The sequence below is a fragment of the Mesorhizobium sp. M0514 genome (genome assembly GCF_040321145.1).
Lineage (GTDB): Bacteria > Pseudomonadota > Alphaproteobacteria > Rhizobiales > Rhizobiaceae > Mesorhizobium.
This window is the reverse complement of the sequence record NZ_JAMYQZ010000053.1, coordinates 22,634-43,717: the sequence shown is the minus strand read 5'-3', so window position 1 is coordinate 43,717 and position 21,084 is coordinate 22,634. Positions and strand designations below refer to the sequence as shown.

Genomic DNA, 21,084 nt, shown 5'->3' with positions numbered 1-21,084 from the left:
CCGCCGCCAGTATCTGGTCCGGCGTTGGCGAGGTGAAGACCTGGCCGGGGCAGGCGGCGTCCAGCATGCCGTGACCGACAAAGCCGGCATGCAACGGCTCGTGGCCGGAACCGCCGCCCGAGATCAGCGCCACCTTCCCCGGCTTCAGTGCCCTGCGGCGGATGAATTTGTGCTCGTCGCCCAGCACCAGAATGTCGCCGTGGGCGGACACGAAGCCGTCGAGGCTTTCGGTCAGCACCGTGTCGACGGAATTGATGAATTTCTTCATGTGTCCTCCCGACACGTCGATCAGCCGCCACTCCTGCCGGTGATGCTGGTGATCTTCTGGATGAATTCGTTGATCGCCTTGTCGAGCGCTGCATTCTGCTTGTCGTCGCCGAAATCGGGCACGATCAGCGAGACATGCCGGGTCTTGCGCATGCCTGCCGCAACCGACATCTTGCCGGGATGCGCCAGATGATAGGCAGCCAGAAACTGATCGCGCTCGGCCGGACTGAAATGGCAGACCGAAAAAATAGCCGGCAGATGTTTTGACGGGATCGGGGTCGAATAGGCCGCGCTGGAAATCTGGGTGACGAAGCTGCGGTGCTTGCCAAGCGCGTCGGCAAGGCGTTGTCGCATACCCGACGGTCGCTGGTCGATGACCTGCGACAGGATCGTCTTGTAGGCGCGGATCGCCTCTTCGGAGCCGGCTTCTGGTGTCTTGTCGGCCATCTCAGTCATCCTAGACCGATGCATCCGAGATGGCCGCCTTGGCCATGGCGAGTTGGGCGGGAGCCACCGAGAGATCCCGCAGGCCGGCCTCGAGCAGTGCCGGGATCGATGCCGGATCGCCGCCGGCATCGCCGCACAGGCTGACTGGGATTTTCGCGCGCAGGCCAAAAGCGGCAACCGAGCCGATCAGCCGCAACACGGCGGGATGGCGGACAGAATTAAGATGCGCCACGGCTGCGTTATCGCGGGCAGCCGCCATTACATATTGGGTCAGATCGTTCGAACCGATCGAGAAGAAGGCGACATCGGCGAACGCCTCCGGCGCGATCGCCACCGAAGGCACCTCGACCATGATGCCGAGCGGCGGCATTTTTTGCGCGATGCCGCGCGCGGCAAGCCCGGCCTGCTCCTCCACGAACAGAGCGGCGGCGCGTTGGTATTCCTCCGGGACGGCGATCATCGGAAACATCACCTTCAGATTGCCGTGCACCGCCGCGCGCAGCAGCGCCCGGATCTGTACGCGAAACACCTCCGGCCTTGCCAGCGACAGCCTGATGCCACGCAGCCCGAGGAACGGGTTGCTCTCCTCGACGGTGAAGCCCGGCACCGGCTTGTCGCCGCCGGCGTCGACGGTACGGATGGTTACCGGCTTGTCGCCTGCCCATTCCAGCACCTTGCGATAGGCCTGGTATTGCGTCTCCTCGTCCGGCGGCGCCTTGCCGAACAGGAATTCGGTGCGCATCAGCCCGACCCCGTCGCAGGTCGAAATGTCGATGCCGTCGACCTCGGACGGATCGGCGATGTTGACCTGCACGCGCACTGTCGTCCCGGCCCGGGTTACCGCCGGTTTCGCGAGATAGACTCCGGCCTTATCTCGATGTGCCACAAACGAGGACGAGGACCGGTGGAACGCTTCGATCTCGGTCGTGGTCGGCGAAAGCACGATACCGCCATGCTCCGCATCGAGCAGAGCCAGACCGACGGGATTAGCCGGCGAAGCGCCAAGCCCCACCACCATCGGCACGCCGCGCGAGCGCGCCAGCATGGCGACGTGGCTGGCGGCGCTGCCGGCCCTCAGCGCGATGCCGCCGCCGGTGCTCCAGTCGGTCTCGAGAAAGCGCGTCGGCGCGATGTCCTCGCCATAGAGAATGGCGCCCGCTGGTGGAGCGCTCTCCTGCTCCTCGGTAAGGGCGCGCAGCACGCGGTCGCGGATATCGCTGATATCGGCGGCGCGAGCCCGGAAATAGTCCTGGTCTGACGTTTCGTAGCCGGAGATCTCGGCGTCCAGCGCCTGCCGCCAGGCCATGTCAGCCGGCATGCCCGACGAAATCGCGGCAAAAGCCGGGCCGGCCAGGGCATCGTCCTCAAGCATGGCGAGCTGGAATTCGAGAATGCCGGCGGCCTCCTCATCGGCGGTTTCAATCAGGGTCGCGAGCCGGTCAGCCGAACTGGCGATAGCTGCTTCCAATGCGGCCTTCTCGTCCGCGGCGCTCGCCTTGCCCGTGTAGTGCGCGGTGCCGTTGTCGAGGTTGAACAACGGCCCCTCGGCATAGCCGGCCGAGGCCGAAATACCCTGCAGCCTAAGCGGTTCGGGCATGGCCCGCATCCTCGTCGAAACCGCGTCGCACCAGCTCGGCCAGCGCGCCGACCGCCTCGCCGGCGCCCTCGCCTGTGGCCCGGATGTGCAGCATGGTGCCTTTCGGCGCCCTGGCCGCCATCACCTTGACGATGCTCTTGGCGTCGAACCATGGGCCGTTGGCAGCAAGCGCAATCTCCACCTCGGCGGCGAAGCTCTTGGCAAGCTTGGTGAACTTCACCGATGGGCGCGCATGCAGACCCACCTCGTGGGTGATCAGGACGGTCGCTTCGGCAAAGGCGGACATCAGGTCAAAATTCCCGTTCACTCACGACGGCGACAATTCATGCGCCGTCGCCACCACTTCCTTGAGCGAGGCGCCGCCGGACGCCTCTGTCGCGGCCATCACCGCGCCTTCGACGATCGGCGCGTTGCAGACGATAATCCTGAGCGCCCGCGGCTCGCCGATCATTTCCACCGCCATTTCCGAATTGGTCTCGGCGCCGCCGAGATCGACCAGTATGGCGACGCCCGCCTCCGACCACGCCTTGTCGATGGCGCCTATGATCGCTTCGACGCTGGTGCCGAGCCCGCCATGGCCGTTTCCGCCGCACCACGCAAGCGGCACTTCGTCGCCCACCATCTGCCGCACCATGTCGGCCGTGCCTTCGGCAACCAGCGGGGAATGCGAGACGATGACGATGCCGACATTGCTCATGCTTGGCCCTCGACGGTTTCGGCGACGGTCCGCACCAGCAGCGCCACAGAGCGTCCGCCGGCATCCATATGACCGATTGAGCGGTCGCCGAGGAATGAGGCGCGACCGCGTGTTGCCTTCATCGGCACGGTCGCCTCGGCAGCCACGTCGGCGATATCTGCAATTTCCATGGCCGTCTTTCCTTCGACCAACGCGTCATGCACAGGTTGCAGCACATCGAGCATGGTCTTTTGACCGACCTGGGATTTGCCTCTGGCGGCCACAGCTTCGATTGCCTTGCCGAAAGCAGCCGCCAGATTGGCACGATCCGGCTCTCCCGAAATCTCGTTGCCGAGCGCCAGGAACAATGTACCGAAGAGCGGCCCGGATGCACCGCCAACTGTCATCACCAGCTTGGTGCCGATCGCCTTCAGCGCCTCGGGCAGCGGCTTGGCCGAAAACGCCTCGGCATCGGCACGCAAGGCCTCAAATCCCCGCTTCATGTTCAGCCCGTGGTCGCCGTCGCCGATGGCCTGGTCGAGCGCGGTCAACTCTTCCGAGTGAGCGGCAATCGTGTCCGCGGCGGCGGTGATCAGCCTGGCAAGGTCGAACGCTGCCATGTCCAGATTCCCGGTTTCGGTCCTGCCGGCAGTATCGAAAGAATTCTCATTCGACAACTGAAGCATGCCATCAGGCCGTTGCATGCAGCGCCGCGGCGGCCGCGAACACTTCGGCCACGGCATGGGCGCCAGGGTCGGTCACGCCCTGCAATTTGGTGCCGACATAGGCGGAGCGTCCGGCTTTCGCCTTCTCCATGGCCGCGGTCGCCTCGGCGCCGTGCCTCGCCGCGGTCGCCGCGGCATCCAGCCCCTTGGCGTCGAGCGCCTTCAGCGCCGGCTCCAAGGCATCGACCATGGTGCGGTCGCCGACCTTGGCCCCACCGTAAAAAGTCATGCGGTCAAGCCCGGCAAGCAGCGCCTTGGACAGGGTTGCTCCGCCGTTCGAAGCCTGAGCCGCCGCCGTGAAGAAGATCGACAGCAAAGCGCCTGAGGAGCCGCCCATTGCGACGCCCAGACTATCGCCTATAGCCGCAAGCGTGGCGGCAGGGTCGGCCAGCGGCAGCGCATCGAGCTTCTCCAGCACGCTGCGCGCGCCGGTCGCAACCGTCGAACCGGTATCGCCATCGCCCGCCTTGGCGTCGAGCCCGTTCAGTGTCTCTTCGAGCGCGATCAGCCGTTCGCAGACCGTGATGATCAAACGCCTGGTGCCGGAATCCTGGCTGGCCCTTTGGGCTGCGCTGTTTCCAGCCGCTTTCGCCATAGGCACGATAGCCGGCGCGACGACGGTTTTGGCAGGCATCCAGGCATGTGGGCCGACAGGTGCCAGCAAGGCTGCCTCGCGCGCCGCATCGAGCTTGATTACCGACAGCGAAAAACCGTTCATGTTGAGCGCCGTCATCAGCGGTCCGGGGCCGATCGCAAGCTTCACGGTCTTGGCCAGCGGCGAGGCCAGCACGGCATTGGCGACCAGCGACATTTCGAGCGGCGGCACCGAGCCGAGATTGTTGATGAGCAACGCGTGGCTGGCGTTCGGGTCGAGCCGCACCGCCAGCCGCTCCGCCATGATCGCCACAAGTCTGTCGGCGCTCTGCACGGCGATGCGCTCGACGCCCGGCTCGCCATGGATGCCGAGGCCGAGTTCGCCGTCATTTTCGCCGAACCGCTCTTCATGTGGCTGGCCGGGGATCGAGCAGGACGACAGCGACATGCCGAGCGAGATGATGTCCTTCGTCGCCGCGCGAGCGGCTATAGCAACGGCTGCCAAGTCCTGACCGGTCTCCGACAAATGGCCGGCGATCTTGTGCACGAACAAGGTGCCGGCGACGCCGCGCGGCTGGTTGATACCCGGCAGGGCGATGTCGTCGGCAACGATCGCCATCTCGACGCGAAACCCCTCGGCGCGCGCCTTCTCGGCCGCCAGGCCGAAATTGAGCCGGTCGCCGGTGTAGTTCTTGACGACCAGCAGGCAGCCGGCGGGGCCGGTCACCGCGCGGATCGCGGCCAGCACCGCCTCGACGCTGGGCGAGGCGAAGATCTCGCCCGAAACCGCCGCCGTCAGCATGCCCTTGCCGACAAAGCCGGCATGGGACGGTTCGTGTCCGGCGCCGCCACCGGAGACGACGGCAACTTTCGCCTTGTCCCAGTCGGCGCGCAGCACGACCTTGATCTCGGGGTAACCGTCGAGGCGCGCGAGATCGCCGGAACCGATAGTCCGCAACAGCCCGTCCAGCGCCTCGGTGACGATCGTTTCCCTGCGGTTGAAAAAGTGCTTCATCGAATTCGTCCTGTATTCGTCAATCAGAAGCCGGTGCCGTGCCCTTGGCGAGACACCGAAAACCTCACATCAGTCTTTGTCCGTCGGCGCCGAAATAAAGTGGCGAGCGGTAGCGGATCACCACTTTGTCGCCCTCGGCCAGATCCGTATCGGGGTCGGTGAGCGTCACCAGTTTCTTCGGGCCGACCGTAACATGCAGATGGTTCTGGTCCCCGAGATGTTCGACCCAGTCGACGACGCCGTCGGCATGGCCGTTTGCGGTCTTCTCGATCGACAGATGCTCGGTGCGCGCGCCGATGGTCTTGGTTCCGGTCGGCGCCCCACCATCAGGCAGCAGTCCCGCTGGCAGCAGATTGATCGCCGGCTGGCCGAGCCGTGCGGCGACATGAAGGTTTGCCGGCTCGGAATAGATGGTGCGCGGCGTGCCGATCTGCACCAGCACGCCATTGTTGAGGATGCCGATGCGGTCCGCCATGGTCATCGCCTCGATCTGGTCGTGCGTGACATAGAGCATGGTGGCGCCGAGCTCGGCTTGGATGCGCTTGAGTTCGAGCCTGAGATCGGCGCGCAATTTGGCGTCGAGCGACGACAGCGGCTCGTCCATCAAATAGATCGACGGCTTGCGCACCAGCGCGCGCCCAATGGCGACGCGCTGCATTTCGCCACCCGAAAGCTTGGTCGAGCGGTTGTTCAGCTTGTGGTGGATGCGCACCATCTTCGCCACCTCTTCGATGCGGCGGCGAATCTGGTCCTCCGGTACTTTCCGCGCTGGCGAACGCAGCGGGAAGGCGAGGTTGTCGTAGACCGACAGATGCGGGTAGAGCGAATATTGCTGGAACACGAAGGCGGTGTCGCGCTCGGCCGGCGACAGCGTCGTCGCATCGTGGCCGCCAATATGGATCGTGCCGCCATCCGGCCGCTCCAGTCCGGCGATCAATCTCAGCGTCGTCGTCTTGCCGGCGCCGGTCGGGCCGAGCAGCACGACGAATTCGCCATCGGCGATGTTAAGGTCGAGGCCATCGACGGCGACATGGTCGCCGAAGCTTTTGGTCACGCCCTTGATGTGCACGTCAGCCATGCTGCGCTCTCCCTTGAGAGGCGGTGTCGTGGATCGCGGTGCGCACCGCGCGGCCCGATCCCTTGTCGAAGAGTGACAGCCGCGCGCTGTTCAACATCAGGCCGACATGATCGCCTGTGGACAGCCGGATTTCAGCCGGCACCCGCGCCTTGATGATGCCGTCCGCCGTCTCCACCGCCACGATCTGCGTCGTGCCGAGATATTCGGTGCCATAGATGGCGCCGCGCAGCTTTGAGGCGTCGTCGAAGCGAATGTGCTCGGGGCGGATGCCGAGCGCCATGTCGGCCGGCGCGATATCCTCGCGCACTTCCGGCACCGCCACCTTGGCGCCTTGCACTACGATCTCCTTCGCCCCCTTCGCCAATCCGCCGCCAAAGCCGAGAAAGTTCATTGGCGGCGAGCCAATGAAGTCGGCGACGAACATGGTTGCCGGGCGGTCGTAGATTTCGCGCGGGCTGCCGAACTGTTCGATGACCCCATGGTTCATGACGGCGATCTTGTCGGCCATCGACATCGCTTCCATCTGGTCGTGCGTGACATAGACCGTGGTGGCGTGGATGCGGTTGTGCAGCTCGCGCAGCTCATGCACCATCAGATCGCGGAATTCGGTGTCGAGCGTGCCGAGCGGCTCGTCCATCAGAAAACACTTTGGCCGCCGCACGATGGCACGGCCGAGCGCCACCCGCTGGCGGTCGCCGCCGGCAAGCCCTGAGACCGATTTGTTGAGCAGGTGGTCGATGCGCAAAAGCTTGGCCGTCTCTTCGACCCGCTGGCGGATCTCGGCGGACGGCATGCCTTGCGCCAGCAGCGGGAAGCCGATGTTCTTGCGCACATTCATATGCGGATAGAGCGCGAACAGCTGGAACACGAAGGCAATGTCGCGCTCCCGCGCCCGGCGCATGGTGACATCCTCGCCGCCGAGCAGGATCTGGCCGCCCGTAGGCAGTTCCAGCCCGGCGACCATGCGCAGCGTCGTGGTCTTGCCGCAGCCCGACGGGCCAAGCATGACGAAGAACTCGCCATCCTCGACGATGAAGCTGGAATCCTGCACGGCGACGAAATCGCCGAAGGCCTTTCTCAAATGTTGGACGCGGATTTCGGCCATGATTATTCCGGGAATTTCGAGACGATGATGAACATCACTGTGCCGGCGAGCATGGTGATGAAGGAGTAGGTGTAGAGCGCGAGCGCGAAAGGCTGGAACAGCATCAGGAAGCCGACGGCGATGAGCGCCGTCGCAATGTTTTCCATGAGGCCGCGCCGGGCCCAGCGAGGCCAGGATGACTTTTTGGAGATGGCTGGGCGCGTCATGCGTAGCTCCCTTCCTTCTGCCCGGTAACGGGGCGAGACGGTTGCCAGGTGGTTCCGCCACTCCGTCGCTGCTTCGCAGCGCCACCTCTCCCCCCTCCGGAGGGAGAGGAAGGGAGCCTGGCTGAATGAAGTTCGCGTCCTTCCTCTACCCCGTCGATCGGGGGAGAGGTGTCGAGAGAAGCTCGACGGAGTGGGGGTCGACTTGACACACCAATCATTTGCGTACCGCGCCGAAGGTGATGCCGCGCAGCAATTGTTTGCGAAGCAGGATGGTGAAGACCAGGATCGGCACCAGGAAGATGGTCGTGCCGGCCGCAACCGCCGGCCAGTCCTGGCCGCCTTCGCCGATGATAGTCGGGATGAAGGGCGGCGCGGTCTGCGCGGTGCCGGAGGTCAGGAGTGCGGCGAACGCATATTCGTTCCAGGCGAAGATCAGGCAGAAGATGGCGGTCGCGGCGATGCCGGTGGTGGCTTGCGGCAGCACGGTGCGCCAGAAGGCCTGCAGCCTGGTGTAGCCGTCGATCATCGCCGCTTCCTCATACTCGCGCGGGATCTCGTCGATGAAGCCTTTCAGCAGCCACACCGCCAGCGACACGTTTACCGCCGTGTAGAGCAGGATCATGCCCAGCGCGGTGTCGGACAGGCCGAGCTCGCGGTACATCAGGTAGATGGGAATCGCGACCGCGATCGGCGGCATGAAGCGCGTCGACAGGATGAAGAACAGAAGGTCATCGGCCAGCGGCACCTTGAAGCGCGAGAAACCATAGGCAGACAGCGTGCCGAGGAAGACCGCGCAGAAGGTCGAGCCGAAGGCGATTATCAGCGAATTGACGAAGCGCGGCAGGAAATTGGACGGGCCGGCAATCACCATGTTGCGCTTGCGCGAGGTCTCGTCGCAGAAACCCGTCGCGGGTCCCAGCGAGTTGATGTACTCGGGCGTTTGCCTGGTGCGCGTCGTGAACAGGTTGCAATAGCCCTCGATGCTCGGCTGGAACAGAATCTTGGGCGGATAGGCGATCGAATCCGGCGGCGTCTTGAAGCTGGTGGCAAAGATCCACAGCAGCGGCACGATCGAGATCAGCGCGTAGAGCACGATGATGGTGCCGGCGATCCGCTTCGAATTGGCCGAGGGGGCGACGACGGAGTGGGCAGTGGTCAAGCTCATCTCTGCTTCACCTTGTTCAGCGCCTTGACGTAGATGTTGGCCAGCCCAAACACCGCGACGAACAGGATGATGGCGAAGGCCGAGGAATATCCGGTGCGCCAGCTCTCGAACGCCTGCCGTTTCAGCGTGATGGAAGCGACCTCGGTGGTCGAGCCCGGCCCGCCACCGGTCAGCAGGTTGACCATGTCGAACATCTTGAAGTTCTCGATGCCGCGAAACAGCACCGCCAGCATGATGAAGGGCAGCGCCATCGGCAGCGTGATCGACCAGAACTGCCGCCAGTTGGATGCGCGGTCGACCTCGGCGGCTTCATAGATGTATTCGGGGATGGAGCGCAGGCCGGCGAGACAGATCAGCATCACATAGGGCGTCCACATCCAGGTGTCGACGATGATGATCGACCACGGCGCCAGCGACACGTTGGACAGCATCTGGATGTCGGTCGGTGGTATCCGGGTGACGAACGAGATGGCATAGGCGAACAGGCCGATCTGCGGCTCGTAGAGGAAGCGCCAGAAATTGCCGACCACCGCCGGCGACAGCATCATCGGCACCAGGATGATTGTCGTCCAGAAGGCGTGGCCGCGGAATTTGCGGTCGATCAGCCAGGCCAGCGTGAAGCCGATCAGCGTCTGCAGCAGGATCGTCCAGAACACGAAATGCGCCGTCGTCTGCATGGCGATCCAGATGTCCTGGTCGCCGAGGATGCGCTGGTAATTGGCGAAGCCGAGGTTCTTCACCACCTCGTTCGGGCGGTTCGCCCGGAAGTTGGTGAAGGACAGGTAGATCGCCCAGAACAGCGGGAAGATGTTGATGGCCAAGAGCAACAGGATCGTCGGCGAGATGAACAGCCAGGCGAGGCCCTTGTCGCTGATGCCCCGGACCTTGCGGGCCAACGGCTCCGGGGTCGCCCGGGCAACGTTCTCCGCAGTCCGATTGAGCATGGTGAGTCCTGCTTCGGTCACGTCAAGTCTCGACACTGGAATTTATCTGAACTGCGTCCCGTGCCAAGGGCAGCACGGGACCAAGAGCATGATGCCGAAAAGTGTGAAGCGGCTTTCGGACGACATCATGCTCTCTCTCTTTCTAGCCCTGAGGCGGATGATTTCTGGTCGATTCCGCCTGAAAATCATCCGCCTCTGGGGTCAGGCTCGGGAGGAGCCGTTGGTCCGGTTACATCTTGCCGTCGTCCTGGAACACTTGCGTCCAGTCCTTGACCAGGCCGTCAAGCGCGTCCTTGGCCGAACCCTGGCCGGCAACGACATAGTCGTGGAAGCGCTTCTGCGACGCCTGCAGCAGCGGTGCGTAGCTCGGCTCGGCCCAGAAGTCCTTCACGATCGCCATCGAGTCGAGGAAGGTCTGCGCATAAGGCTGGCTGGACGGGAAGGCCGGGTCCTTGACCACCGCGTTCAGGCAGGAATAGCCGCCGAGCGACCACCATTTGGCCTGCACATCCTTGTTGGCGAACCACTTGATGTATTTCAGCGCCGATTCCTGCTTGTCTGAATAGGACACCACCGAAATGCCCTGGCCGCCAAGCTGCGCAAACTGGGCGCCGCCGGGACCCTTCGGATTGACGAAGTAGCCGATCTTGTCACCGCCGACATTCTCGTCCTTCTGCAGGCCGGGCCAGGTGAAGGCGAAGTTCATGTGCATGGCCACCTGACCGGATTTGAAGGCGTCGACGCCTTCGCCCATATAGCTGTTCGAGGCACCCGGAGGCGTGCAGCAATCGTAGAGCGACTTGTAGAACTCCAGGCCTTTGACCGCGTCTGGCGAATTGACGAAGCCTTCCATCTCGTAGGGCTTCTTGGGGTTTTCATACTGGAAGCCGTAGCTGTAGAGCACGTCCATGGCGCCCATGGTGATGCCTTCCGAGCCACGCTCGGTGTAGATCGAAGCGCCATAGACGGTCTTGCCGTCGATCTCGCGCTTCTGGAAGAACTCGGCGACCTGCTTCAGTTGGTCGAAGGTGGTCGGCGGGCCGAGATCCCAGCCATACTTTTCCTTGAATTCCTTCTGCAGTTCCGGCTTGGAGAACCAGTCCTTGCGGTAGGTCCAGCCGACGACGTCGCCCATGGCCGGCAGCGCCCAGTAGTTCGGCGTGTTCTTCGGCCATTCGGAATAGCCGACGACGGTTGCCGGCACGAAGTCGTCCATGCTGATCTTCTCCTTGTCGAAGAAGTCGTTCAGCTTGACGTAGTGGCCGTTCTCGGCCGAGCCGCCGATCCACTGGCTGTCGCCGATGATCAGGTCGCAAAGTTTGCCGTGCGAGTTGAGCTCGTTGAGGAAGCGGTCGGCATAGTTGGTCCACGGCACGAATTCGAATTTCATGCCGATGCCGGTTTCCTTGGTAAAATCCTTGGACAGTTCGACCAGCGCGTTTGCCGGATCCCAGGCGGCCCAGCAAAGCGTCAGGTCTTCAGCGTGCGCCGCGTTCGAGACGGCTGTCGACGCGGTAATCGCCGAGGCCAGCCCCAACGCCAGTTTCAAGCTCGATTTCATGTCTTCCTCCCATTTGCGAAACGCGCCCGGATGGCCGTTTCAAGAACCCCTTAACCCTCGCTCCTCCGAGGGGCTAAACACGGCGCGCTATGCGTCGCCAGGGCGGCGCGGTGCGCCGCAGATGTTTAGTAATTTGTTTAGTGATGCAATTTTTACTAAACAAGGCAAGCGAATTCGTCGCTGCGCCGCAACATGGCGAAACGGCGATTGAAATCGTTGGGAAATGATTGCCGGACGGCTCGCCCGGAAGTTGCTTAGCCGGGGTCGCCTATAATTTTCGTCTGCGGCGTCACCGGCCGGACAGGGGGCGCGGGCGGCAGCAGTGCGCGGATGTCGGCGAAGGGAAATGTCGGCTCGAATCGGAAGGCCTCGGCCAGAGAGCCGGGAACGCTGTTGCATTGCCCGGCGCGAAACTCATTCTGGACGCGCGCTCTGTCGACATATTGCTCCGGCCACTGCGACTGGTGCGCGCGGATCGCCCGCGTCTTGATATCGGCGTAGGCGGAAATGTCGACATAATGCGTCGGTGAGAATCCAGTGCCGCCCATCGTGTCGGCATGCAGCACCGGAGCGGTGAAGGATGCCGCGATGCGCACGCCGTCCGACAAAGCGCGATGGTCGGCGTGATAGTCGTTGGGGGCATGCGTGATCACCAGATTCGCCGCTGTCTCGCGTATCAGCGCTTTCAGCGAAGCGGTCAGTGCCGCATCGGCCACCAGTTCGCCGTCGGGAAAGTCGAGAAAGCGAAGGGTTGCGCCGAGCAGCGCCGCAGCGGTCGCCGCCTCGTCGCGGCGGACACGAGCCAGAACGCTCGGGTCGCCCATGCCGCCCCTGGCGCCATCCGTGGCCACGGCAAAAGTCAGTTCTGCGCCTTGCGTGGCATAGGCAGCCAGCGTACCGAACATGAATATCTCGATGTCGTCGGGATGCGCGCCGAGCGCCAATACCTTCACTGCACTCTCCCCGGAAATGGAAAAACGTGACGAACGGAATCCTGCTCGCCCTCATCGCCTATGCAAGCTATTCGTGCAGCGATGCCGTTATCAAGAGCCTTGGCGGACAGTTCACCGTCTTCGAGATCGGCTTCTTCATCACGCTGTTTGCCGGCTGCTTCCTGTTTTTCAGCCGCCCAGTCGATGAGCGCTGGCGCGACTTCTGGCGCACCGGGCGGCCATGGGCGGTGCAGGCGCGCGCCTGGGCCGGCATCGCCTCGGGCGTGCTCAGCGTCTACGCCTTCACCACCATTCCGCTGGCCGAGACCTATGCACTGATCTTCCTGGCGCCGCTTTGCGTTACCATTCTCTCGACCGTCATCCTGAAAGAAAAGGTCGGTCCATGGCGCTGGCTAGCGGTGGTTGCCGGCTTTGCAGGTGTCATGCTGGTGGTAAGGCCAGGTTTTCGCGAGTTGCATCTCGGACACCTTGCCGCCTTCACGGTGGCCTTCCTTGCCGCGGCCAGCGTCATCCTGATGCGGTCGCTCGCCCAGCAGGAAAAGCGCACCACCATGCTCGGCGTGCTCATCGGTTACGGGCTGCTGTTCAACGGGGCCGGCACCATCGCCACATCGTTCACCCTCCCCAACGCCATGCAGCTGCTGTGGCTGGTGCTGGGCGGCGCCTTTACCGCCGGCGGCCAATTGCTTCAGCTGCTGGCCGCCAAATACGCACCGGCCAACCGCATCGCGCCGACGCATTATTCGCAGATCGTCTGGGCGGTGATCCTCGGCGCGTTGTTCTTCCAGGAGTATCCGGACTGGATATCGCTGGTCGGCTTGGCCGTCGTCGGCGCGTCCGGCCTGCTCACCATGGTGCGCGAGGAGGTGCGGCTGGGCACGGTGCGCTGGAACCCGTTTGCGCGCACGAGGCTTTGATCCGGTTGCATGGCCATAGTGACCGCTGATATGCGGACGCAATGACGACGAGATCCTTGCCGGAGCTTCCGGTATCCGCCGTGCTGCCGGCCCTGCGCGAGGCGCTCGGCTCCGGCAACAGCGCCGTTCTGGTGGCGCCGCCCGGCGCCGGCAAGACGACGCTGGTGCCGCTGGCGCTGCTCGATGCGCCCTGGCTGGTCGCCGGCAAGATCGTCCTGCTCGAACCGCGCCGGCTCGCCGCCCGCGCCGCCGCCCGCCGCATGGCCGAATTGCTTGATGAAGAGCCCGGCGCCACTGTCGGCTATGCCATGCGCATGGAAAACCGCACATCGGCCCGGACAAAAATCCTGGTCGTCACCGAAGGCGTCCTGGCGCGCATGATCCTAGACGATCCCGAGCTGCCCGGCGTCTCGGCGGTGATTTTCGACGAATTCCACGAGCGCTCGCTCGACGGCGATTTCGGCCTGGCGCTGGCGCTCGACGTGCAGGGCGCGCTGCGGCCGGATTTGCGGCTGCTGGTGATGTCGGCAACGCTCGATGGCGCGCGCGTCGCGAAACTCCTGTCCGGCGCCCCGGTGATCGAAAGCCAAGGCCGTGCGTTCCCCGTAGATGTCAGATACGACGAGCGGCCAGCCGGCGTTCCCATCGAAGACGCCATGGCCAAGGCGATCCGCTCCGCTCTTGCCGGCGAGAGCGGCAGCGTGCTCGCCTTCCTGCCGGGACAGCGCGAGATCGAGCGCACCGCCGAGCGGCTGCAGGGCCGGCTCGGCGCCGACACCGACATCGTGCCGCTCTACGGCCAGCTCGACAACAGGGCGCAGGATGCCGCCATCAAACCGGCGCCGCCCGGCCGCCGCAAGGTGGTGCTGGCGACGTCGATCGCCGAGACCTCGATCACCATCGACGGCGTGCGCGTCGTCATCGATTCCGGCCTGTCGCGGCTGCCGCGCTACGAACCGGCGAGCGGCCTGACCCGGCTGGAGACGGTGCGCGTTTCCAGGGCGTCCGCCGACCAGCGCGCCGGCCGCGCCGGGCGTACACAGCCAGGCGTCGCCATCCGCCTGTGGCGGGCCGAGCAGACGGCGGCCCTTCCCGCCTTCACCCCACCCGAGATTCTCGAAGCCGACCTGTCCGGCCTACTGCTCGATTGCGCCGCCTTCGGCGTCGCCGATCCCGCAAGCCTGTCCTTGCTCGATCCGCCGCCCATTCCCGCGCTCAACGAGGCGCGGGCGCTGCTCCTGGCGCTGCACGCCATCGATGCGGCCGGCCGGCTGACGGAGGCGGGCGGCGCGATGCGCAAGCTGGCCCTGCCCGTGCGGCTCGCACACATGGTCGCTGAAGCCGCTGGCGGCGGCCACGCGCTCGAGGCTGCGATGCTAGCCGTCCTGCTCACCGAGCGTGGTCTCGGCGGCGACGGCGCCGACCTCGAACGGCGCTTGATGCGCTTCCGCACCGAAAAGTCACCGCGCGCCGTTGCGGCAAGGCAGCTTGCCGGGCGATTGGCGAAGGAGGCGGGCGGCGCCAAGAGCACCGAAACCGCTTCTGCCGGTCTTCTCCTCATCCACGCCTGGCCGGACCGTGTCGCAAAAGCGCGCGGCGAGCGCGGGCGGTTTGTGCTCGCCAACGGCTCCGGCGCCATGCTCGACGCCGCCGATCCGCTGGCCGGCGAGAGCTGGCTGGTCGTCGCCGATCTGCAAGGCAAGGCGCAAAATGCCCGCATCACGGCGGCGGCAGCCGTCGACGAGGCCGACATCCGCGCCGCACTCTCCGACAGGATCGAGACGCGCCGCGAGACAAGCTTCGACCGCGAGCGGCGCGCGGCGCGCGTGCGCGAGACCGCCAGGCTCGGCGCCATCACTTTGTCGGAGCGCATGCTGCCCGCACCAACTGGAACAGACGCCGACCGCGCCATAACAGATGCCTTGCGCGAGCACGGCCTGTCGCTGCTGGAATGGGGCAAGGACGGCGAGACGCTGCGCCAACGGCTCGGCTGGCTGCATCGCGGCCTCGGCGCGCCTTGGCCCGATGTTTCGGAACCCGCCCTGCTCGAAGGCCTCGACGACTGGCTGCTGCCGTTCCTTTCGGGCAAGGCATCCTTCGCCGCGATCGATCCCGGCGTGCTGTCGTCAGGCCTGATGGCGCTGGTGCCGCATGATTTGCAGCGCAAGGTCGGCACACTGGCGCCGACCTATTTCGACGCGCCCTCCGGCAGCCATGTGCCGATCCGCTATGACGGCGAATGGCCGGTGCTGGCCATCCGCGTGCAGGAACTGTTCGGCCTTGACCGCCATCCGGCAATCGCCAACGGCACCGTGCCGCTGACGCTCGAGCTGTTGTCGCCGGCGCACCGGCCGATCCAGACGACGCGCGACCTGCCCGGCTTCTGGCGCGGCTCCTGGGCCGATGTGCGCACCGACATGCGCGGCCGCTATCCCCGCCATGTCTGGCCGGAAAATCCGCTGCTCGCTGCGGCCACCGCCCGCGCCAAACCGCGAGGGACCTAGCGCTCGTCCTTTCCCGGCTATAATCCTTGGCCATGATCAACATCGTGCACGCGCCAGACTTCCAGCAAAGCCAGCGGCTGCGCCTCAACACGCTGATCCGGCTGCGCTGGCTGGCCATCGTGGGCCAGAGCCTGGCGGTGCTGGTCGTCGCCTATGGGCTCAAATTCCCGCTGCCGGTCAGCTTCTGCTTCGCGCTGGTCGCCTGCTCGGCCTGGCTTAACCTGGTGCTGACCTTCCGCTATCCGGCAGCGCACCGGCTGACCCCGTTCTCAGCCTTTTTCATCCTGACCTTCGACAGCCTGCAGCTTGCCGGCCTGCTCTTTTTGACTGGCGGTCTCACCAACCCGTTCTCGGTGCTGATGACCGTGCCCGTCGTCATCTCGGCGGCGTCGCTGCCGCTGCGGTTAACTGCGGTGCTCGGCGCGCTGGTCATGGCGGCGGCCACGTTGCTGGTCTTCTTCCACCAGCCGCTGCCATGGTACGAGGGCGCGCCGCTGCCCATGCCATTCATCTATGTCGCCGGCATATGGATGGCGGTGTTTTCCTCGATCGCCTTCACTGCCATCTATGCCTTCCGCGTTGCCGAGGAAGCCCGCCTGCTCGCCAATGCGCTTGCCGCCACCGAACTGGTGTTGCAGCGCGAGCAGCATCTGTCGGCGCTCGATGGCCTCGCCGCCGCCGCCGCGCACGAACTCGGCACGCCGCTCGCCACCATCGCGCTTGTCTCCAAGGAAATGGAGAAGGCGCTGGGTAACGATCCGAAATATGGTGAGGATGTGAAGCTGTTGCGCTCGCAGAGCGAGCGCTGCCGCGAGATCCTGAAGCGGCTGACCAGCCTGTCCTCCGAGGGCGAGGCGCATCTGTCGCGTCTGCCGCTGACCTCGCTGGTCGAGGAGGTGACGGCGCCGCACCGCGATTTCGGCATCTCGATCAAGCTTCGGCCGGGCGAGCGCGTCGGCCCCGAACCGGTGGGACGGCGCAACCCCGGCGTCATCTACGGCCTCGGCAATCTCGTCGAGAACGCGGTCGACTTCGCCCGCAACAGTGTGACGGTGCGCTGGAGCTGGGACGAGCTCGACGTCACCTTCTCGATCATCGACGACGGGCCGGGCTTTCCGCCCGAAATCATCGACCGCATCGGCGAGCCCTATATGTCGACGCGCCAGGGCAACGAGGCCGGCGGTGGCCTGGGTCTCGGGCTGTTCATCGCCAAGACCTTGCTCGAACGCTCCGGCGCCACGCTCGATTTCCGCAATTCGAGCGGACTGGGCGAAGGCGCGATCGTGCAGATATCGTGGCCGCGCACGGTCTTCCTCAACCCGGAATCGGTGGGGATCTCGATGTTCGACACCGCGTAAAAGCCTTGGCGGAGGCGGCAAAATTGGACAATGGCGTTCAGGAACTATATCTGCGTAAAATTAAGGCAGCAGGATTTTTTAAGATAATGACTGGCGAAGAAGCAATTGGCGCAATGGTTGAAGGCGAGGACACCTCGCTGCTCATCGTCGACGACGACAAGCCGTTCCTGACGCGGCTGGCCCGCGCCATGGAAACCAGGGGTTTCGTGGTCGAGACGGCCGAGAGCGTCGAGGAGGCGGTGGCCAAGGCGCGCGCCCACCCGCCGGCCTATGCGGTGGTCGACATGCGGCTTGGCGACGGCAACGGCCTCGACGTCGTCGCCGCCATCCGCGAGAAGCGCGACGATGCCCGCACCGTCATCCTCACCGGCTACGGCAACATCGCCACCGCGGTGACCGCGGTGAAGCTCGGCGCCATCGACTATCTGTCGAAGCCGGCTGACGCCGACGACGTGTTTGCAGCGCTCACCCGCACCGCCGGCGAGCGCGCCGCCCCCCCGGAAAACCCGATGTCGGCCGACCGGGTGCGCTGGGAACACATCCAGCGCGTCTACGAAATGTGCGACCGCAACGTGTCGGAAACCGCGCGCCGGCTCAACATGCATCGCCGCACGCTGCAGCGGATACTCGCCAAGCGCGCACCACGCTGAGGTTCACGCGCCGGCGGCGCCGGCCGCCAATTGCCGACCTCAGCGCTGCCCCACCTGCCTGCCGGCATCCTCTCCCCGTATAGAGACGGGGGAGAGGGGCGCTCTCATCGCCGGTTTCGCCAATCGCCGGCGTTGCAGGAGACGACGGCGAGGCTGAAGCTGCTGTCCAGCCGATAGATGGGTAACACTTTGAACCGGATACATAGGTGACACTTCTCTCCCCCTATGCGTCCGCCGCAGCGCCAAGCGGATTGGTTGGGGCGGCGCCAACGCTGGAAACAGTTGCGCTTGCCGTGCCATCGAGCTTTGCCCATCATCGGCAATAACGCCGCCGGAAAACCCGGCAACGGAGCACACATGCGCGACAAGCAGCCGAAATCCATCCTTCGCGAATTCCTCGACGGCGAGGCGGCGGGCGGCATCATCCTGATGGTTGCGGCAGCCCTTGCGCTGATCGTCGCCAATTCACCGCTGGCCGAAACCTATTTCGCCGCTCTCCACACCTATCTCGGCCCGCTCAGCCTCTCGCACTGGATCAATGACGGGCTGATGGCGGTGTTCTTCCTGCTGGTCGGCCTCGAGATCAAGCGCGAGATGCTCGACGGTCAGCTCTCGACCTGGCCGCGCCGCGTGCTGCCGGGCGTCGCTGCCGCCGGCGGCATGCTGGTTCCCGCGCTGGTCTATGTCGCCATCAACCGCAACAACGCCGCCGCGCTCTCCGGCTGGGCGATCCCGACCGCCACCGACATCGCCTTTGCGCTCGGCGTACTGTCGCTGCTCGGCAACCGCGTGCCGGCGTCGCTCAAGATCTTTCTCACCGCGCTCGCCATCATCGACGATCTCGGCGCCGTCATCATCATCGCCATCTTCTACACAAGCGGCCTGTCGCTGGCCTATCTCGGTGCGGCCTTCGCCGTCATCGCGGTGCTCATCGTGCTCAACCGCATGCGGGTGACGAGGCTGACGCCCTACCTCGTGCTCGGCGTCATGCTGTGGGTGCTGGTTCTGAAATCGGGCGTGCATGCCACGCTGGCCGGCGTCGCGCTGGCGCTGACCATCCCGCACCAGGTGTCTCCCGGCAGCGGCCACGATCTCGACCATTCGCCGCTGCACCGGCTTGAACACGGCCTGCACAAGATCGTGCCCTTCGTCATCATCCCGATCTTCGGCTTTGCCAATGCCGGCGTGTCGCTGGCTGGCCTGAGCGCCGCCGCTTTGGTCGAACCGCTGACGCTCGGAGTCGCCGCAGGCCTGGTGCTGGGCAAACTGGTCGGCGTCTTCGGCTCGTCGGCGCTTGCCATCCGTCTCGGCTTCGCCGACCTTCCGGTCAATGCCGGCTGGCTGCACATGATCGGCATTTCGCTGCTCTGCGGCATCGGCTTCACCATGAGCCTGTTCATCGGCCTGCTCGCCTTCGCCAACGACATGGCGCTGCAGGACGCCGTCAAGGTCGGCATCCTGGCGGGGTCCTTCGTTGCAGCGCTGCTGGGTGCCGCCGTGCTGCTGATGGCGCCGGCGGCAGGGGTGGAGGAGGTGGTGGAGTAGGTGTTCTTGGGTTCCTCGCCCCCGCAAAGCGGGGCGAGGAACTTGAGCTTCGTTACTCGCTCTCTCCCGCCAGCGCCGGCACCGCCACACCCGCCAGTTCCGCCGCCAGCAGCCGCGCCGCACCCGCCCGTGCGATGCGCAGCATCAGCGCCTTGCGCGTTGCCGCCGCCATCCGGTGCTCGGGCGCATCGCGCAGAATCTCGGCGCCGTAGCCGTCGGAGAGGATGAAGCCGCATTCCTCCGGAAAAATATCCGAGGGCACGCCGGGATGCGTGGCGAAGAAGAAGCGGTCGGAGTGCAACCGGTAATCAGGCCATTTGCGGTCGACGCGAAAATCCTCGATCGAGGATTTGATCTCGATGATCCAGATGTCGCCCTGCCTGGTCAGCGCCACAAGGTCGGCGCGCCGCCCGGTGGCCAGCGACAGTTCGGGCAGCACATGCATGCCCATTTGCATCAACAGCCTCTGCACGCCACGCCGCACCAGCATGGCGCGTTCCGACTGGCGGCCATCGATCAGCGGATTGAGGGGAATCGGTGAAATGATCGGCATGGCAGCAACCATGCCAGATTTTGTTCACGGTTTGAACCCTGTGTGACCATGGCGATCGTATGGTTGACAAACCCATAGGCGAATTTTCTCTCGCAATGATAAGAAGCACGGTCCTTGGCACGAGGGGAGACACCATGGGGTTTTTGGGATTCATCAACCGGCTTTTCCCCGCGACCGAAGAGTTGCGCCGGTACTCAGCGATCGCGGGTCCCTATTCATTCATGTTTCTGGTGAAGCGCATCCCAGCCGAAAACCGGAAATTCGTACGCTTCCGCCTCAGCCATATGGGAGCGGTCCAGGATAGTTGCACATTCAGCGTCGAGGAGTTCGGTTCCCTCGTTGATGCCGTCCTGAAGACAAAGGCAGAGCTAGATGACCCACTGCTCACGAGCGCTACCCAGCCGTAGGGGAATGGCGGCGATTATACGGTTGACAGAACTGAGGCTGCGACTTGATCCGAGCGCCTTCCGCGATCGCACCATATCTGTATCGGCGCGGTCTGGTATTGCTCCGGAACGCCCCTGCGTCCGCCGATCAACTTCCGTTCTTAGCTATAAGGCGGCCGGACTAAAGTCTTGCGCCGTGAACGCAAAGGTCTGATGTAACCGCTTTGGTTCCGTTCTTGTCCCTTGGACGTTCCCGTATTTTAGTCAGTCGAGATACTACCTATATGGCCGAAGCCGGCCTGTTCTCGAGTAGCGCAGCCCCCGCAATGTCATCCAAAATCGGGCAATCCGGCCGGTCGTCACCATGGCAGGCCTGGATCAGCGTCTGCAAGGTCGTGCGCATCGACTGCAGCTCGCGCACCTTTTCCTCGATGGCGCTCACATGGGCGGCGGCAATCTCGCGCACATCGTGGCTGGCGCGGCTGCGGTCCCGGTAGAGCGCCATCAGCTGCCGGCAATCGTCGATTGAAAAGCCGAGGTTGCGAGCGCGGCGCAGGAAGGCTAGCCGATGGATGTCGTCGCTGGAATAATCGCGGTAGCCATTGCCGGCGCGCCCCGGGGCGATCAGGCCGATCTCTTCATAGTAGCGGATGGTCTTGGCCGGCAGGCCGGACCGCGCCGCGGCATCGCCTACATTCATTGTTATTCCTCGATGTGGTTCCCTGATTCTAGGCTATCCGACAGGACCGACCATTGTTTTTCCTTCACAATCCCGTGAGTCCTGTTGCCGAAATGCCATAGTTGCCGGCTTACCGGCACGTAAGCTCCTGCATATAGG

Annotated in this window: 22 protein-coding genes; 6 read left to right on the top strand and 16 right to left on the bottom strand. The window is 64.5% G+C overall.

The annotated features are described in order from the left end of the window. From NKI61_RS20995 to NKI61_RS20930, 14 genes are all read right to left on the bottom strand, one after another. The coding region (locus tag NKI61_RS20995) for a dihydroxyacetone kinase subunit DhaK (protein ID WP_352840626.1) at nt 1-268 on the bottom strand (268 nt) is incomplete at its 3' end. Between the two features lie 20 nt (nt 269-288). Further along, nucleotides 289-714: a hypothetical protein gene (locus NKI61_RS20990; protein WP_023668784.1), complete on the bottom strand. Its 426-nt coding sequence runs from the start codon at nt 712-714 to the stop codon at nt 289-291. A gap of 10 nt (nt 715-724) precedes the next feature. Further along, a complete protein-coding gene (gene ptsP, locus NKI61_RS20985) occupies nt 725-2,311 on the bottom strand; it encodes a phosphoenolpyruvate--protein phosphotransferase (protein WP_352511056.1) in 1,587 nt (528 codons plus the stop codon). Next, nucleotides 2,295-2,597 (bottom strand): HPr family phosphocarrier protein, encoded by a 303-nt coding sequence (locus NKI61_RS20980; protein ID WP_352511054.1) that lies wholly within the window; start codon nt 2,595-2,597, stop codon nt 2,295-2,297. The genes ptsP and NKI61_RS20980 overlap by 17 nt, the downstream gene beginning before the upstream one ends. Nucleotides 2,598-2,618: 21 nt before the next feature. Further along, a complete protein-coding gene (gene dhaM, locus NKI61_RS20975) occupies nt 2,619-3,008 on the bottom strand; it encodes a dihydroxyacetone kinase phosphoryl donor subunit DhaM (RefSeq protein ID WP_352511052.1) in 390 nt (129 codons plus the stop codon). Next, nucleotides 3,005-3,607, bottom strand: a complete 603-nt coding sequence (gene dhaL, locus NKI61_RS20970; protein WP_352511049.1) for a dihydroxyacetone kinase subunit DhaL — start codon at nt 3,605-3,607, stop codon at nt 3,005-3,007. Before dhaL ends, dhaM begins: the two co-directional genes overlap by 4 nt. A 70-nt stretch (nt 3,608-3,677) precedes the next feature. Next, nucleotides 3,678-5,321: a dihydroxyacetone kinase subunit DhaK gene (locus NKI61_RS20965; RefSeq protein ID WP_352624028.1), complete on the bottom strand. Its 1,644-nt coding sequence runs from the start codon at nt 5,319-5,321 to the stop codon at nt 3,678-3,680. A 64-nt stretch (nt 5,322-5,385) separates the two neighbouring features. Further along, the gene (locus NKI61_RS20960) at nt 5,386-6,399 is read right to left on the bottom strand and encodes an ABC transporter ATP-binding protein (protein WP_023694183.1); all 1,014 of its coding nucleotides are present in this window, start codon (nt 6,397-6,399) and stop codon (nt 5,386-5,388) included. After that, complete coding sequence (locus NKI61_RS20955) at nt 6,392-7,504, bottom strand: ABC transporter ATP-binding protein (RefSeq protein ID WP_352840622.1); 1,113 nt, start codon at nt 7,502-7,504, stop codon at nt 6,392-6,394. Before NKI61_RS20955 ends, NKI61_RS20960 begins: the two co-directional genes overlap by 8 nt. Before the next feature lie 2 nt (nt 7,505-7,506). Then, nucleotides 7,507-7,710: a hypothetical protein gene (locus tag NKI61_RS20950; protein WP_023694181.1), complete on the bottom strand. Its 204-nt coding sequence runs from the start codon at nt 7,708-7,710 to the stop codon at nt 7,507-7,509. Between the two features lie 214 nt (nt 7,711-7,924). Further along, a complete protein-coding gene (locus tag NKI61_RS20945; protein ID WP_023711245.1) occupies nt 7,925-8,875 on the bottom strand; it encodes a carbohydrate ABC transporter permease in 951 nt (316 codons plus the stop codon). Beyond that, the gene (locus NKI61_RS20940) at nt 8,872-9,819 is read right to left on the bottom strand and encodes a carbohydrate ABC transporter permease (RefSeq protein WP_031198535.1); all 948 of its coding nucleotides are present in this window, start codon (nt 9,817-9,819) and stop codon (nt 8,872-8,874) included. Before NKI61_RS20940 ends, NKI61_RS20945 begins: the two co-directional genes overlap by 4 nt. Nucleotides 9,820-10,048: 229 nt before the next feature. Continuing rightward, nucleotides 10,049-11,380 (bottom strand): ABC transporter substrate-binding protein, encoded by a 1,332-nt coding sequence (locus NKI61_RS20935; protein WP_023684201.1) that lies wholly within the window; start codon nt 11,378-11,380, stop codon nt 10,049-10,051. A 254-nt stretch (nt 11,381-11,634) separates the two neighbouring features. Continuing rightward, the gene (locus tag NKI61_RS20930; protein ID WP_352840620.1) at nt 11,635-12,333 is read right to left on the bottom strand and encodes a PIG-L deacetylase family protein; all 699 of its coding nucleotides are present in this window, start codon (nt 12,331-12,333) and stop codon (nt 11,635-11,637) included. A gap of 26 nt (nt 12,334-12,359) precedes the next feature. Here NKI61_RS20930 and NKI61_RS20925 point away from each other — a divergent pair, with 26 nt between their 5' ends. From NKI61_RS20925 to nhaA, 5 genes are all read left to right on the top strand, one after another. Then, nucleotides 12,360-13,250, top strand: coding sequence for a DMT family transporter (locus NKI61_RS20925; RefSeq protein ID WP_023694178.1), 891 nt, complete (start codon nt 12,360-12,362; stop codon nt 13,248-13,250). Nucleotides 13,251-13,291: 41 nt separating this feature from the next. Beyond that, nucleotides 13,292-15,754 carry an ATP-dependent helicase HrpB gene (gene hrpB / locus NKI61_RS20920; RefSeq protein ID WP_352840619.1) on the top strand — a complete coding sequence of 821 codons (2,463 nt, stop codon included), beginning with the start codon at nt 13,292-13,294 and terminating at the stop codon, nt 15,752-15,754. Between the two features lie 32 nt (nt 15,755-15,786). After that, nucleotides 15,787-17,112 (top strand): ActS/PrrB/RegB family redox-sensitive histidine kinase, encoded by a 1,326-nt coding sequence (locus NKI61_RS20915; RefSeq protein WP_352840628.1) that lies wholly within the window; start codon nt 15,787-15,789, stop codon nt 17,110-17,112. Between the two features lie 86 nt (nt 17,113-17,198). Further along, nucleotides 17,199-17,762, top strand: a complete 564-nt coding sequence (locus NKI61_RS20910) for an ActR/PrrA/RegA family redox response regulator transcription factor (protein ID WP_023672848.1) — start codon at nt 17,199-17,201, stop codon at nt 17,760-17,762. Nucleotides 17,763-18,119: 357 nt separating this feature from the next. After that, nucleotides 18,120-19,307, top strand: coding sequence for a Na+/H+ antiporter NhaA (nhaA, locus tag NKI61_RS20905; protein ID WP_023703558.1), 1,188 nt, complete (start codon nt 18,120-18,122; stop codon nt 19,305-19,307). A gap of 52 nt (nt 19,308-19,359) precedes the next feature. On the opposite strand, the gene NKI61_RS20900 is transcribed toward nhaA, so the two are convergent. Further along, entirely contained in the window at nt 19,360-19,860 is a 501-nt protein-coding gene (locus NKI61_RS20900; protein WP_050594163.1) for an MmcB family DNA repair protein, read from the bottom strand. 59 nt (nt 19,861-19,919) lie between these two features. On the opposite strand from NKI61_RS20900, the gene NKI61_RS20895 reads away from it, so the two are divergent. Continuing rightward, the gene (locus NKI61_RS20895; RefSeq protein ID WP_023826506.1) at nt 19,920-20,267 is read left to right on the top strand and encodes a hypothetical protein; all 348 of its coding nucleotides are present in this window, start codon (nt 19,920-19,922) and stop codon (nt 20,265-20,267) included. Nucleotides 20,268-20,526: 259 nt separating this feature from the next. Here NKI61_RS20895 and cueR read toward each other — a convergent pair whose 3' ends face one another. Then, the gene (gene cueR / locus NKI61_RS20890) at nt 20,527-20,946 is read right to left on the bottom strand and encodes a Cu(I)-responsive transcriptional regulator (RefSeq protein WP_352840616.1); all 420 of its coding nucleotides are present in this window, start codon (nt 20,944-20,946) and stop codon (nt 20,527-20,529) included. Between the last annotated feature and the right edge of the window lie 138 nt (nt 20,947-21,084).